This window comes from Thiorhodococcus mannitoliphagus (assembly GCF_010915725.1).
GTDB classification, from domain to species: Bacteria; Pseudomonadota; Gammaproteobacteria; order Chromatiales; family Chromatiaceae; genus Thiorhodococcus; species Thiorhodococcus mannitoliphagus.
Map to the genome: position 1 here is coordinate 1 of NZ_JAAIJR010000006.1, position 13,855 is coordinate 13,855.

Annotated in this window: 11 protein-coding genes; 4 read left to right on the forward strand and 7 right to left on the reverse strand. The window is 65.3% G+C overall.

The window, feature by feature from the left end; genetic code table 11:
• Nucleotides 1-356: ISAzo13-like element transposase-related protein (locus tag G3480_RS02565; protein WP_206171458.1), on the forward strand; the 356-nt coding region annotated here is incomplete at its 5' end.
• A 20-nt stretch (nucleotides 357-376) separates the two neighbouring features.
• Here the strand turns inward: G3480_RS02565 and G3480_RS02570 are convergent.
• The 3 genes from G3480_RS02570 to G3480_RS02580 all read right to left on the reverse strand — a co-directional run bounded on the left by G3480_RS02570 (nucleotide 377) and on the right by G3480_RS02580 (nucleotide 5,750).
• A complete protein-coding gene (locus G3480_RS02570; protein ID WP_164652109.1) occupies nucleotides 377-670 on the reverse strand; it encodes an RNA-binding protein in 294 nt (97 codons plus the stop codon).
• Nucleotides 671-872: 202 nt separating this feature from the next.
• On the reverse strand, nucleotides 873-4,013 hold the full coding sequence (locus G3480_RS02575; protein WP_164652110.1) for an efflux RND transporter permease subunit: 3,141 nt from the start codon (nucleotides 4,011-4,013) through the stop codon (nucleotides 873-875).
• Between the two features lie 546 nt (nucleotides 4,014-4,559).
• Entirely contained in the window at nucleotides 4,560-5,750 is a 1,191-nt protein-coding gene (locus tag G3480_RS02580; protein WP_164652111.1) for an efflux RND transporter periplasmic adaptor subunit, read from the reverse strand.
• 189 nt (nucleotides 5,751-5,939) lie between these two features.
• Here G3480_RS02580 and G3480_RS02585 point away from each other — a divergent pair, with 189 nt between their 5' ends.
• On the forward strand, nucleotides 5,940-6,533 hold the full coding sequence (locus G3480_RS02585; protein ID WP_164652112.1) for a TetR/AcrR family transcriptional regulator: 594 nt from the start codon (nucleotides 5,940-5,942) through the stop codon (nucleotides 6,531-6,533).
• A gap of 312 nt (nucleotides 6,534-6,845) precedes the next feature.
• Here the strand turns inward: G3480_RS02585 and G3480_RS02590 are convergent, their stop codons facing one another.
• From G3480_RS02590 to G3480_RS02605, 4 genes are all read right to left on the reverse strand, one after another.
• The gene (locus G3480_RS02590; RefSeq protein ID WP_240905537.1) at nucleotides 6,846-7,481 is read right to left on the reverse strand and encodes a carboxypeptidase regulatory-like domain-containing protein; all 636 of its coding nucleotides are present in this window, start codon (nucleotides 7,479-7,481) and stop codon (nucleotides 6,846-6,848) included.
• A 191-nt stretch (nucleotides 7,482-7,672) separates the two neighbouring features.
• Nucleotides 7,673-9,166, reverse strand: a complete 1,494-nt coding sequence (locus tag G3480_RS02595; RefSeq protein WP_164652113.1) for an RsmB/NOP family class I SAM-dependent RNA methyltransferase — start codon at nucleotides 9,164-9,166, stop codon at nucleotides 7,673-7,675.
• Between the two features lie 4 nt (nucleotides 9,167-9,170).
• Nucleotides 9,171-10,652, reverse strand: a complete 1,482-nt coding sequence (locus tag G3480_RS02600) for a RimK family protein (RefSeq protein WP_164652114.1) — start codon at nucleotides 10,650-10,652, stop codon at nucleotides 9,171-9,173.
• Nucleotides 10,645-11,730, reverse strand: coding sequence for a GNAT family N-acetyltransferase/peptidase C39 family protein (locus G3480_RS02605; RefSeq protein ID WP_206171462.1), 1,086 nt, complete (start codon nucleotides 11,728-11,730; stop codon nucleotides 10,645-10,647). The genes G3480_RS02600 and G3480_RS02605 overlap by 8 nt, the downstream gene beginning before the upstream one ends.
• 163 nt (nucleotides 11,731-11,893) lie before the next feature.
• Between G3480_RS02605 and G3480_RS02610 the strand changes: the two genes are divergently transcribed.
• Both G3480_RS02610 and argE read left to right on the forward strand, forming a co-directional pair.
• On the forward strand, nucleotides 11,894-12,562 hold the full coding sequence (locus tag G3480_RS02610; protein ID WP_240905538.1) for an OsmC family protein: 669 nt from the start codon (nucleotides 11,894-11,896) through the stop codon (nucleotides 12,560-12,562).
• A 40-nt stretch (nucleotides 12,563-12,602) separates the two neighbouring features.
• Nucleotides 12,603-13,763 (forward strand): acetylornithine deacetylase, encoded by a 1,161-nt coding sequence (gene argE / locus G3480_RS02615; protein ID WP_164652115.1) that lies wholly within the window; start codon nucleotides 12,603-12,605, stop codon nucleotides 13,761-13,763.
• Nucleotides 13,764-13,855: the final 92 nt, after the last annotated feature.

The following is a 13,855-nucleotide window of genomic DNA, read 5'->3' on the forward strand; positions in this document are numbered from 1 at the left end:
GTGGCAGACGCACGCAGTTTCTCCACCGTCTGGTGGCCTTTGCCGATGCCATCGGCAAACCAATCCAACTCCTCTACTACCCGCCTTATCACAGCAAATACAATCCGATCGAGCGCTGCTGGGGCATTCTGGAGCAACATTGGAACGGCACGCAACTGGTGGATGTCACCACCGTACTGGAATGGGCCAAGAGCATGACCTGGAAAGGAATCCATCCCATCGTGGAGCTCAGCCGCAAGGTCTATGCGAAAGGCATCACCCTAACCAAAGGGGCCATGAAAGAGATCGAAGCACGATTGGAGCGCAGTTCCACTTTGCCCAAATGGGATATCCTCATCCGACCAAACTGCGGGTAAGTTCTTTCGCGTAAATCGCCTTAGATCGCGTTGACGCGCCTGTCCGCGCCCTGCCACTGCGAGCGCGGCGCGCGTCGGCGATATTCGCGAGCGACGATCGGACGTCCGCCAAATAGCTGTCCATTCAATCTAGCGATGAGAGCCAGACCATCGGCGCGGCTCGGCGCGCGGGCAACGACGTAGTGGTAGTTGCGGTTGTCTATGCCGCGGCCCTCGTAAAAACGGCAGTCCGACTTGATCGCGACGCCTTCCAAAAAGCTGGTCAGCTCGACGAGCGTCGCCTGTCCGGGAAGGTTTCCAATAAAGATTTCCATCCTTCGACTCCTCGTGGTCTCTAGCAACCGCAGCACTTCCCTCGATTAGAGATGGAAGGACGCAGCCAAACATTGACTTACTACACGTTACGACGATAAGAGGATAGCGTCGCTCGGCGGCAGGACAACGCTTTTGTGACCTGGCGCAACCGTGCGGGCAGCATGCTGGGAGTGTCACCCTCCCGGCGAACATCGCGGCGGCTCATGCGTCAGCTTGGACCGCTCCGACCGACGTGCCCTCCCCTGCCGCCGCTGGGCGCTTCATCCGCCCGCGAATGAGCACGAAGAAGAGCGGCACGAAGAGCACGCCGAGCATGCTGGCCGCGACCACGCCGCCGAGCACGCCGGTGCCAATGGCGTTCCGCCCCCCCGAGCCGGCACCCGTGCTGATGGCGAGCGGCAGCACGCCGAACCCGAAGGCGAGCGAGGTCATGACGATGGGACGGATTCGCATGCGGGCCGCCTGCAAGGCGGCGGACAGGGCATCTTTACCCTGCTCCTGCAGTGTCTTGGCGAACTCGACGATCAGGATGGCATTCTTGGCCGAGAGGCCGATGGTCGCCAGCAGCCCCACCTGAAAGTAGATGTCGCTCGGCAGCCCGCGCGCGCTCGCGGCGACGACCGCGCCCAAGACGCCCAAGGGCACCACCAACATGACTGAGAAGGGCACCGACCAGCTCTCATACAAAGCGGCCAACGCCAGGAAGACCACCAGTGCCGAGAGGGCGTAGAGCGCCGGGGCCTGAGCACCCGCCGCGCGCTCCTCGAAGGAGAGTCCGGTCCACTCCAGCCCCAAGCCCTTGGGCAGCTTGGCGGCCAGCTCCTGCACGACATTCATGGCCTCGCCCGAACTCACGCCGGGCGCCGCCTGCCCCAGGATCTCCGACGACGGCAAGCCGTTGTAGCGCTCCAAACGCGGCGAACCGAAGGTCCAATCCCCTGCGGCAAAGGCCGAAAAGGGCACCATGTCGCCGGCCGCATTGCGCACGTACCAGGCGTCGAGGTCCTCGGGCAACATGCGGTAGGGCGCATCCGCCTGCAGGTAGACCTTCTTGACGCGCCCCTCGTGGACGAAGTCATCGACATAGGCGCTGCCCCAGGCGACAGAAAGGGTCCTGTTGATGTCATCGAGGGAAAGCCCGAGCGCACCGGCCTTGGTGCGATCGACCTCGACCTGAAATTGCGGCTCGTCCTCGCGTCCATTGGGGCGCACCCCGACCAGCTTGGGATGCTGCATGGCCATGCCGAGGAGCTGGCCGCGTGCGGCCGTCAGGGCCTCGTGCCCAAGACCGGCACGATCCTGGAGCTGCACGTCCCATCCGGACGCGGTCCCGAGTTCGATGACTGCGGGCGGCGAAAGGGCAAAGACGCGGGCATCACGGATCTGGGACAGGGCACGCATCGCACGACCGGCGATGGCTTGGGCCCTGAGGTCCGGACGATCACGCAGACTCCAGTCCTTCAAGCGCACGAAGCCGATCGCCATGTTCTGACCTTGGCCGGCGAAGCTGAAACCGGCGACCGTGATCAGCTCCTGAACCGTCTCTTGCTCATTCTCGCGAAAGTAGTCCTCGACCTGCTCCAGCACTTGGATGGTGCGCTCGCGGGTCGCGCCCGAGGGCAACATGACCTGGAGGATCAAGATCCCCTGATCCTCTTCCGGCAGGAAGGAGGTCGGCATGCGCTCGTGCAGCCCCCACATGACGGCGACCAGCACCAGGTAGACGCCGACGAAGCTCCAGCGCCGCTTGACGATGCCGGCGACGCTCTTCTCATAGAGATTCACCGAGCGCTGGAAGTTACGGTTGAACCAGCCGAAGAAGCCGCGCCGGGGGCCGTGCGGGATGGGCTTGAGCAGGGTTGCGGCCAAGGCCGGACTCAGTGTCAGCGCCACCACGACCGAGAGCAGCATGGCCGAGACGATGGTGATGGAGAACTGGCGATAGATGACGCCGGTCGAGCCGCCGAAGAACGCCATGGGGATGAACACGGCGGAGAGCACCAAGGCGATGCCGACCAAGGCGCTGGTGATCTGGTCCATGGAGCGCCGCGTCGCCTCCTTGGGCGGCAGCTGCTCCTCGCGCATCACGCGCTCGACGTTCTCGACGACGACGATGGCGTCGTCCACCAAGAGGCCGATCGCCAGCACCATGGCGAAGAGGGTCAGGGTATTGATGGAGAAGCCGAAGGCCGCCAGCACGCCGAAGGTCCCGAGCAGGACCACGGGGACGGCGATGGTCGGGATGAGCGTCGCGCGAAAGTTCTGCAGAAAGAGGTACATCACCAGGAAGACCAGGACGACCGCCTCCAGCAGCGTCTTGATCACCTCGGTGATAGAGATACGCACGAAGGGCGTGGTGTCATAGGGGTAGACGGCCTCCATGCCTTGCGGGAAGAAGGCGGACAATTCCTCCACCTTCAGCTTCACCGCGTCCGCGGTCTCCAGCGCGTTCGCCCCAGTCGCGAGCCGGATCGCCATGCCGGCGGCGGGCTTGCCATTGTGGCGGGCCGTCTTGGTGTAGCTCTCGCTGCCCAGCGCGATGCGCGCGACGTCGCGCAGGAGCACGGTCGAACCGTCGGCATCGGTGCGCAAACGAATGGCGCCGAAGGCATCCGGCGTGTTGAGCCGGCTCTGAACATTGACCGTCGCGGTCAGACGCTGCCCCTGCACCGCCGGAATCGCCCCGAGCTGCCCCGCGGAGACCTGGGCATTCTCGGCCTCGATGGCAGCCGTCACGTCCGCTGGCGTGAGCCCGTATTGGTTGAGGCGATTCGGGTCCAGCCAGATCCGCATCGCATACTGGGCCTCGAACAACGTGATCTCGCCGACGCCGGGCACGCGGCTGAGCGGATCCTTCACCAGGCTGGCGGCATAGTCGCCCAGGTCGGCACTGCCCAGGCTGCCATCGCGCGAGACGAAGGCCACCACCATGAGGAAGTTCCTCACGGATTTGGCGACCTGAAGCCCCTGCTGCTGGACCGCGGCGGGCAAGACTGCGGTGGCAAGCTGCAGCTTGTTCTGCACCTGCATCTGCGCGACGTCGGGATCCACGCCATTGTTGAAGGTCAGGGTGACGGTCGCGACGCCGTTCGACTCACTGGTCGAGGACATGTATCTCAGCCCATCCAGCCCGTTCATCTGCTGCTCGATGACCTGGGTGACCGAATCCTGCACGGTCTGAGCGGAGGCGCCCGGATAGGTCGCCGTGATCGAGATGGCCGGCGGCGCGATGCTCGGGTATTGGGACACCGGCAGCGACAGGATGGACAGGACGCCCGCCAGCATGATGACGATGGCAATCACCCAGGCGAAGACGGGGCGGTCGATGAAGAAACGGGCCATGGATGAGGATCCTCGGGTCCTAGAATGAGTCCGGCGCCCGAGAGGGCACCGGGAAATCGACTCGCTAGCGAGGCTTCGCCTCAGACCGACGAGTCATGCCATCGGGATCGCTATCGGAATCGGGATCGCTATCGTCGGTTCGATACCGATACCGACACCGATCCCGATACCGATCCCGATACCGATACCGATACTGACGGCTTTGGATGGTCGGACGCTTCATCGAAAACGGGCCATGGATGAGGATCCTCGGGTCCTAGAATGAGTCCGGCGCCCGAGAGGGCACCGGGAAATCGACTCGCTAGCGAGGCTTCGCCTCAGACCGACGAGTCATGCCATCGGGATCGCTATCGGAATCGGGATCGCTATCGTCGGTTCGATACCGATACCGATACCGATACCGATACTGACGGCTTTGGATGGTCGGACGCTTCATCGAAATTTGACTCATCTGCAAGCATTTTGCGCCTTCAAGGATTCTTATGGCGCAACAGCAGCCTGATCGCCCCCAGCGAGCGGTCTGGGCTCAGGCGACAAGCCGAGCCATCAAGGCTGCGTCGAGGCGACCGCCTCCGCGAGCTTTTCACTCACGTCGACGCCTTGCGCCTTGGCTCCGGCGCGCACCTTCTGCGTGCCCTCGACGATCAAGGTGTCACCCGGGGCCAGCCCCGAGTCGACCAGCCACTGGTTCCCCATGGCACGATCCGTCTTCAGGGTCCGCTGCTCGACCTCTCCCGACGCGGTCAGGACCAAGGCAATGGGGTTGCCGCGACGGTCACGCTGAACGCCCTGCTGCGGCACCAGGATGGCATCGGGCCGAATGCCCTCCTCGACGCTCGCACGTACGAACATGCCCGGTAGTAGGACATCATCCGGATTGGGGAAGCTGGCACGCAGGGTCACGGCCCCCGTGCCCCGATCCACCGTGACCTCGGAGAATTCCAGGCGCCCTTCCAAGGGATAGCGACTCCCGTCTTCCAGCCGCAAGCTGACCTTGGGCTGATCGCCGTCCGGCCGTTGCAGACGACCGTCCTCGAGCGCGCGCCGCAGCCGCAAGAGCTGGGCGCTCGACTGGGTCAGGTCGACGTAGATGGGATCGAGCTGCTGCACGGTGGCCAGCGCCAGCTCTTGATTGGCGGTCACCAAGGCGCCTTGGGTCACGGTCGAGCGGCCGATGCGGCCGGCGATGGGCGAGGTGACGCGGGTGTACTCCAGGTTGATGCGTGCCGTGGCCAGGTCGGCCTCGTCGACCGCGACGCTTGCGGCCGCCTCCTTGAGCGCGGCCTCGGCGTCGTCATAGTCCTCCTGGCTCACGGCGTTCGCCTTGACCAGCCCGGCGTAGCGATCCGCCTTCAGCTGGGCACGGGCCAGGGTCGCCTTGGAGCGCGCCAGTGCCGCCTTGGCGCTGTCGAAGGTGGCTTGGTAGACCGCCGGGTCGATTTGATAGAGCACCTGACCGACCGCGATCTGACCACCCTCCTTGAACAGACGCTCTTGGATGATCCCACCGACCTGCGGCCGAACCTCCGCAATGCGGTATGAGGTCGTGCGGCCGGGCAGCTCCGTGGTCAGGGTCGTGGCACGGGCCTGGACGGTCACCGTGCCCACCTCGGGCGTGGGCGCCCCGCCAGCGCCCGGCCCCGCGGCCTGGTCGGGCTTGTCACAGCCCGCGAGGAGCAATGCAGCGGTCAGCGGGAATAGCGCGGCCATCAATGGCCGACGAGCGTCTGCAATCATGATCACCTCGGGCTGGAAAAAACTCGACTGAACGTTCATTCTAGAATGAATGCTCAATCTAGTGATCAAGACGGCCGAGGTCAAGTGTCAAGCATGCACTCCCGGCCCGAGCGTCAGCGCGACCCAGAACTCGGCACAGCGCGAACGCAACACCAGACGCCAGCGCCACGACAAGACGAGGAGCCACCTATGACAGATCAGCCGACCTGCGAATCAACACGTGGCCAGGCAAGACGCGGCCAGATTCTGGAGGCGGCCGCAAGCTGCTTCGCGCAGCACGGTTTTCACGGCACCAGTATCGCCAAGCTGTCGCAGGCGTGCGGCATGAGCCCTGGGCACATCTATCACTTCTTCCCGAACAAGGAGGCGATCATTACCGCGCTGATCGAGCACAAGCTCGAGCAATCTCTAGACATGGTGAGGCAGTTCGAAGACGCGGAAGACGCCTTCCAAGCCATGCTCGACCGCGTGGACATCGGTCTACAGGAGAGAACGGATCTGGAGAACGCCGCGCTGGAGTTGGAGATCCTGGCGGAGGCGGCCCGCAACCCCAGGGTCGCGGCCAGCGTGCGCGCGGCGGACAAGGTCAAACGCGAGCGGCTCGGTGAGCTGATGCGGCGGGCGAGCCGCGAGCGCGGCGGGGAACCGACGGAGAAGGCCGCCGAGACAGAGATCATGATCACCCTGTTCGACGGTCTCTACGCACGCTTCGTCAATCATCCAGAGCTAGACCGCGACGCCCTCGCCCCCTTGCTGCGGAAAGCGCTGCAAACCTTCGTCTAGACGCTTTCGGCGTCAGCCGGGCTTTGATCATGGGTCAATCGGCGATGTGGAGGGGCCTCACCACCTATCGGTTTCCCGAAATCAACCGGAACAGCCGCTCCAAGCCTGCGTAGCCAGGCCATCCTGGCCTGGTTTGCCAGGGCTGGAAGCCCTGGCTACATAAAACCGATAGGTGTTGAGGTGGAGGGGCTTCGCTCAGCGTCCAGGCAGGCACATCGCCAAGGCAAGGCAGCCTCGGCGCGCGGGATCATCGCGGCGAGGCGCCGCTCCCACCAACCGGCCGAGCGGCCGGCTGGCGCTCGCCTCCCAAGCTCAATCCGTCCAGTAGAAGGACTGCTCGACCGCGCCGGTTGCGGGCACCTGGATGTCCCGCGATTGGGTCTGTCCGGCGTTGTCGACGGTGAGCACATAGGAGCCAGGGGCGAGATCCGCATAGAACCAGGGCCCCTGAGCGACGGCGGTAAGCAGCGTCGGGCCGGCCGCGTCGTCGATGCGGACCTTGACGTCGGCCAGGTAGGCGCCAGACCCCTTGACCGCGAACAGGAGGCGAAGGTTGAACTTGGACTTGACCCCTTCCATCTCCTCGCGGCCGGAGACACCGATGCCCCCGCTGATGTAGGGAACACCCGTCGCGGCATCGAGGTCGACGGCGCTCCTGGACATCGGGGCATCGGTCGGCGCGGCCTCGGCGGGCGATTGCGGCAGCACGGCGCCGCCCGGCAGCAGGGTTCCGGCGGGCAGCGTGATGTCTTTCTGCAGCAGGGTACCCTCGGGGTAGGCAGTGGTAGGGGCCTCGCCCCCTTCCGGCGCGATGGCCCACTGGGTCTGGACGCCCTCAGGCCGTTTGGGCTCGGGCTTCATCGCTCCCGACTCCGCCCAAAGCGTCGATCCGTAAACAGAGACCGCAAGCGTTAGGGCCAAACAGTCGGTAAGCTTGTATCGTCTCATGTACAACCTCCTGAACTCGATTCAGACAATGGCAACGCCGCACAATCGGCAGTGAAATTGCCCTGAGTCTAGTGCATTCAAAGCGGCTCGAATCGAGCCGGAATCAGGGGCGCGCAAGGCTGCCGCCTCTCGCGCGTGACGCCCCGAATTGCGCGCCGCCAGTTCAGGCATACGGGTCCCGCTTGGGCATTTCAATCCGGGATCGCGGTGTCGAGCGCCTGCCGAGGTCCAGGTGCGCAGCCGCTCCATCGCCTCGGGAACTGGCTTTCGATGACCCCCGAGCGGTGAAAGATCGCTACCCCCAGGACGTGACCACGGTAGCTCACGATCACCTGCCCGACCTCATTCAGACCCTTTTGCTCGTCCGTCGGCGCGAAGGTCTCGCGGCGCATGTAGGCGTCGCGTTGGTCCTCGGTCAGCTCGAGCCGGAAGCGCGCGGCATCGCGCCCGAGCAGCAGCGCCCCAGCGGTCGTCGGCTTGGGTGGCTTGGCATTGGTGCGATGGAAGAAGAGACCACTGCCTTCGGCCTTCGGCACGGCCGGCGGGACATGATCCGCCGCCATCAGGTGCAGACCGCGACGGGTCTGGCGATTGACGCGATAGCGGTCCCAGTAGCCGTCCGCGAAGCCATACTTGGCATCCAGACCGGCGAGCCAGTCATCATTGCCGTCCTCGCTGCCGGTGGCGCGCCTCGGCTCGGGCTCGGCGGGCAGATCGGCGCGCTTCTCCAGCACGGCGATGAAGAAGCCGCCGCTGTCGTTGTGATGGGGCCAGAAGCGGTGGCAGAGCGCCAGCTCCGGGGGCAGCGTCCTACCGCACCACTCGGTAATGCCGGGCCGCGTCCGAAAGCCCGGGACGCTCACCTGGATCAGACGCAGGTCATCGGGAAACTCGGCCAGGATGTCAGCCACCACCAGCTCATTCTCTTCCGGCGCGAAGGTGCAGGTCGAATAGAGGATCCGACCACCCGGACGGCAGCGCTGCACCGCCTTGCGCAGCAGGGCGCGCTGACGCGGCCCGAGACGCTCGGAATTGGCGGGATCGAGCCGCTGCAGCAGTGAGACGTTGCGCCGCAGCGTGCCTTCGCTCGAGCAGGGCGCATCGACCAGGATACGGTCGAACTGTCCGCTCGCGGTCGGCCAGTTGGCGGCGTCGCTGCAGGTCGTGGTCACATTGACGACGCCTAGCCGGTCCAGGTTGCCCTGCAGTGCCTTGATACGCATGAAGGAGATGTCGTTGGCGACCAGGGTGCCGCGGTTATCGAGCGCGAAGGCGATCTGCGCCGTCTTGCCGCCAGGCGCCGCGCACATATCCAGCACCCGCTGGCCGGGCTCGAGATCCATCAGCGTCGCCGGAAGCTGGGAAACGACCTCCTGAGCATGCGCCAAGCCGATGCAGTACCACCATTGCTGACCGGTGCGAAAGCTCGCCGGCACGGCGAGCGCCCGCGGCAGACCCGGCACGGGCTGCACACTCACGCCTTGCTCGACAAGCAGCGCGGCCAGATCCTCGACGCCGATCCGCGCCGGGTTGGCCCAGACGCAGCCGGGCAGCGGGCGGCATAAGGCCGCGGCGAAGGCATCCCAATCGTCGACCAACTCCCGATAGCGGGCGAGGGGTGAAGCCGAAATCTCGGCGGGGGCGTTCACTGAGGCCGCGTTGCCGCGGCCCGTCCGTTCTGTCATGAGTTCAGGCCTTCCTGATTCGGCGCCGATTCAACCGTTCGACGAGTTCGCCGATCAGACGCGTATAGAGTTGATCGCCGAGTACCTTGTCCTCGACGTCCGCGTCCAAGCTGGGGTTGTCGTTGACCTCGATGACCACGGGCCCCGAGGGCGTCTCCTTGAGATCGACCCCATAGAGGCCGTCGCCGATGAGATCGGCGGCCCGCAGCGCCATCTTGATCACCGCTGGCGGAACCTCCTCGACGGCCAGGGTCTCATAGCCGCCCTCCTCGTGCCGACCATCGACCTCGTGCTTGACGATCTGCCAGTGATCGCGGCTCATGAGGTACTTGCAGGCATAGAAGGGCTTGCGACCAAGGACGCCGATACGCCAATCGAAGGAGGTATAGAGAAATTCCTGCGCCAGGATGAGATCCGATTCCTTGAAGAGCTTCGCCGCGATCCGGGTCAGACCGCCGCGGTCCTCCGCTTTGAAGACGCCGCGCGAGAAGGAGCCTTCCGGGATCTTGAGCACGATCGGGTAGCCGATCTGCTCCTCCGCATCCAGCAGACTCTCCTTGCGCAGCACCAGGGTCTTGGGCCGGGGGATGCGGTGCGCCGCCAGCAGCTCCGCCAGGTAGACCTTGTTGGTGCAGCGCAGGATGGAGTCCGGATCGTCGATCACGACCATACCCTCGCTGTCCGCCTTCTTGGCGAAGCGGAAGGTGTGATGGCCGATCCGCGTCGTCTCGCGGATGAAGAGGGCGTCATACTCGGCGAGCCGGCCGTAGTCCTTGCGCTGGATGAGTTCGACGTTCACCCCTTGTGCCTTGCCGGCCTTGACGAAGCGCGCCAGGGCCTTGGCATCCGAGGGCGGCAGCTCCTCGTTGGGATCATGCAGGATGGCAAGGTCATAGCGGTAGGAGAGTCGGGCGCGCGGCTGGCGCCAGCGCTTGGAGAGATAGCCCTCCAAGGCCGTGAACAAGGGACTGTCGGCATCGTCCCCGACCGAGGTGATGGGCAAGGCCTTGATGGCCCCAATCCGCCAACTGCCCTGCAGGCGAAACTCGACCTTGAGGATGGGGCAGCGAAAGGTCTCGAAGATGAGACGCGCAAGCGGCTGCAGTTCCTTGACGTCGCACTGGCCGAAACAGATGGTCAGCTCATAGGCGGTCGGGGTCAAGGCGGTCGTCTTGCGACGACCGAGCAGGCGCTGCGCCAGGGCATTGAGTTCCTCGGTCGCCAGACCATAGATGTCCCGGCTGGAGAGTTCTTGGATGGTCCGCACCGTCGGAATGACCTTGTGGCCCCGCGCCTCGGCGAGCAGGGAGCAGTAGTAGCCCAAGGAGAGGTAGCGGTAGCTGCGGCAGAGATTGATGACCCGCAAGTCGCGCTTGGCCGCCAAGTCGCCGCCGGCGAGGTAATCCCGCGCCGTGACCACCGGCAGGCGCGGATAGCCGGGCTTCCAATCGCCATGCTGCTCGACCAGCAGCAGATGCTCAGCCATGGGCGCGCAGCCCGCCCGGCTCGGACACCAGGACGACGGCCTGCAGCCCAACCCGGCCATAGCGGGCCATGCGGCGGAGTTCGTCGCGTTGAATCGGCATGTCGATGGAATCCAGTGTCGTCTCTCCGTTGTCGTAGTCGACGTAGGGGTCGTGGACGTAGACGAAGTGCTCGTCGAAGCCGGTGATCACGACCCAGTGAGGGAATTTTTCCTGATAGATGCGATAGGAGCTGATCAGGACCAGGGGCACGACGCCCGCGTCCCAGCGCGCCTGCAGGTCGGCAATGCTCAGCGTCTCGTAGTGGATCGGAATGCCGCGTTGCTCGGCCTCGGCGAGCATGTCCTCGTGGACCAGGCGCATCACCTCCTTCTTCTCCGGACTCCGCACCGAGTCGACGAGCAAGACGCCGGTGTCATTGACGAAGACCTCGACCTCGAACCCGCGCCGGTGCGCCGCGAGCGCCAGCCCGAGCGGCCCGCAGCCACCATGCCCGGAGGTCATGAAGATGGTGGTGGATTCGCGCCAGACGCGCAGCTCCAGGGTCCGATTGAGTTCCAGGCTCGGCCGCAGGGCCTGCATGGCCATCATCAGCGACGAGGGGCCGCAGGTGAAATCCAGGGTCTGCTCGTAGAAGGGCACACGCTTGAGTTCCGGCTTGAGTTCGGGCGCGATCAGCTTCTCGTAGCGCAGCGCCTCCATGTGGTCTTCGTAGTAGTCCGAGAGCACACCAAAGCGCCGGTAACCCGCACGCTCGAACAGCGTCTGGGACGCCACATTGTCGCGACGGATCTCCAAGCGCATGTAGGCACGGTCCTCCTCCCAGGCCACCTGCTCCGCCGCCTCCACCAAGCGCTGCCCCAGGCCGCGCCCGCGCGCCTGCTCAGAGACGGCGATCGAGTAGAGCCGAGCCACCGAGGTCGCGCGGCTGAAGAGCACCAAGACGTAGCCGAGCAGCGTACCAACGTCTTCCGCGACCAGCACCCGAGCCCGCCCGCGTGTCAGCAGATAGCGAAATTGGCGGCGATTGATGCGATCCGTTTGGAACGACGCCTCCTCCAGCCGCAGCAAGGCGCTCAGGTCACTGACGACCGCGGGACGAATGCGCGATGAGGATGTCTCGAGGACGCTCGGAGTCGGCTTGAGGGAAGGGGTCGGCAACAAGGGTGGCCTGAAATCGAAGAGTGGCAAGAATCTACTGCAGCACGGGGAAAAAGCAAGGTCATTGACGCCCGAGGCGGCCTTGGCCCTCCGTCCAGCCAAGCGCTCGCTCGGTGGGAGATGGCGCGGTCGAGTCGACGGCGACGCCCCCGCAATCGCGGTGGCGTTGATCACGGGGGTTTCGCCCGCATCCATCCTCATCGACCACCATGACAAGACCGAGAGGATGATGGCGATGAGATCCGATGAGCTGAGGGCGCTGCAGGCGCCCCTGAAAGCGCGCTATGGCGAGAGCCCCGAGGCCGCCCTGGTGACCCTTAAAGCGGAGGGACAGCTCGGCGAGAACCTCGCTTGCGCCGTCGACACCGGGCGTGCCCTGGTCGAGGCGGGACTCCACCCCGCCACCGGCGGCAGCGGAGCACAGGCGTGCTCGGGCGACATGCTGCTGCAGGCGCTGGCGGCCTGCGCCGGGGTCACACTGCAAGCCGTCGCCACGGCCTTCGGCGTCGAGGTCAGATCCGGCAAGGTCATCGCCGAGGGCGATCTCGACTTCCGCGGCACCCTCGGACTCGCCAAGGACTGCCCGGTCGGCTTTCGCGAGATCCGCATGCGCTTCGAGCTGGATGCGGACGCCGACGCGGAGACGCTGGACAAGGTCATCGCCGTGACCGAGCGCTACTGTGTCGTGCTGCAGACCCTGCGCAGTTCGCCGCCGGTGATTGTGTCGCGCGCCCGCCCGGACATAGGATGACCGCGATCCGGCCTCCACCCCGCACATTTAGGACGACTTCATGCCCGCTCAGGCTCCCTCTCTCCAGACCATGCTCGAAGGCTTGATCGGCACCCTGTCGGTCAGCAGCGTGACGCCCGATTTCGACCACAGCAACCGCCCACTCGTCGAGCTGCTCGCGGGCTGGCTGGAGCCTGCCGGCTTCCAGGTGGAGATCCTGGAGATCCCAGGTCATCCGGACAAATGCAATCTGCTCGCGACCCTAGGCAGCGGTCCGGGCGGGCTGGTGCTCGCCGGACACACGGACACGGTGCCCTTCAACGCACCACTCTGGGACTATGATCCGCTCAAGCTGACGGAGGCGGACGGCCGCTACTATGGCCTGGGCACCTCCGACATGAAGTCCTTCTTCGCCTTCGCCATCGAAGCGGCGCGCGGGCTTGCGGCGGCCGACCTGAAGTGTCCGCTCATGATCCTGGCGACAGCGGACGAGGAGTCCGCGATGCATGGCGCGCGCGCCCTGGCGAATGCCGGTCGTCCCTTGGGCCGCTATGCGGTGATCGGCGAGCCGACCGGGCTCAGGCCGGTGCGACTGCATAAGGGTGTGATGGGCGAGGCGATTCGTCTGATCGGACGCAGCGGTCACGCCAGCGACCCCAGCCTGGGGAACAACGCGCTAGAAGGCATGCACGAGGCGATCGGCGCCCTACTCGCCTGGCGCGAGGAGCTGAAGCAGAGACACCATCACCCGGCCTTCCACATCCCCTACCCGACCCTCAACCTCGGCCACATCCACGGCGGCGACAATCCGAACCGCATCTGCGGCGACTGTGAGCTGCACCTCGACATGCGCCTGCTGCCGGGACTGACGGCCGAGGAACTGCGCTCGGAGCTGACCCGACACGTGGCCGAGGTCGGCGAACGACGTGGGCTGCAGTGGTCCGTCAGCCCCCTGTTCGAGGCCATCCCGCCGGCGGAAACGCCGGCCGAGTCCGCCATCGTCCGCGTCTGCGAGGAACTCACTGGACATGCCGCGGAGGCCGTCAACTTCGGCACCGAGGCGCCCTTCTTCAATCAGCTCGGCATGGAGACTCTGGTGCTCGGACCGGGCGACATTGCCCAGGCCCACCAGCCGAACGAATACCTGGCGCTCGACCGCATCGACCCCATGCTCGGCATCCTACAATCGCTGATTCAGCGGCTCTGCCTGCGCCCGCGCTGAAACCGCGCACGACGGCAAGGCTCGATCGAACCGGAAGCCTGGCAGCCTGTCGGAGAGGCATTGCCCAGGCACTCAGCACATCAGGAGGATGC

Excerpts from the sequence above, each read along its gene's own strand:
- G3480_RS02580 (WP_164652111.1), bottom strand. The coding sequence starts at position 5,750 with ATGATTGCAGACGCTCGTCGGCCATTGATGGCCGCGCTATTCCCGCTG.
- argE (WP_164652115.1), top strand. The coding sequence starts at position 12,603 with ATGCCCGCTCAGGCTCCCTCTCTCCAGACCATGCTCGAAGGCTTGATC.
- G3480_RS02595 (WP_164652113.1), bottom strand. The coding sequence starts at position 9,166 with ATGACAGAACGGACGGGCCGCGGCAACGCGGCCTCAGTGAACGCCCCC.
- G3480_RS02585 (WP_164652112.1), top strand. The coding sequence starts at position 5,940 with ATGACAGATCAGCCGACCTGCGAATCAACACGTGGCCAGGCAAGACGC.
- G3480_RS02570 (WP_164652109.1), bottom strand. The coding sequence starts at position 670 with ATGGAAATCTTTATTGGAAACCTTCCCGGACAGGCGACGCTCGTCGAG.
- G3480_RS02600 (WP_164652114.1), bottom strand. The coding sequence starts at position 10,652 with ATGGCTGAGCATCTGCTGCTGGTCGAGCAGCATGGCGATTGGAAGCCC.
- G3480_RS02575 (WP_164652110.1), bottom strand. The coding sequence starts at position 4,013 with ATGGCCCGTTTCTTCATCGACCGCCCCGTCTTCGCCTGGGTGATTGCC.
- G3480_RS02590 (WP_240905537.1), bottom strand. The coding sequence starts at position 7,481 with ATGAGACGATACAAGCTTACCGACTGTTTGGCCCTAACGCTTGCGGTC.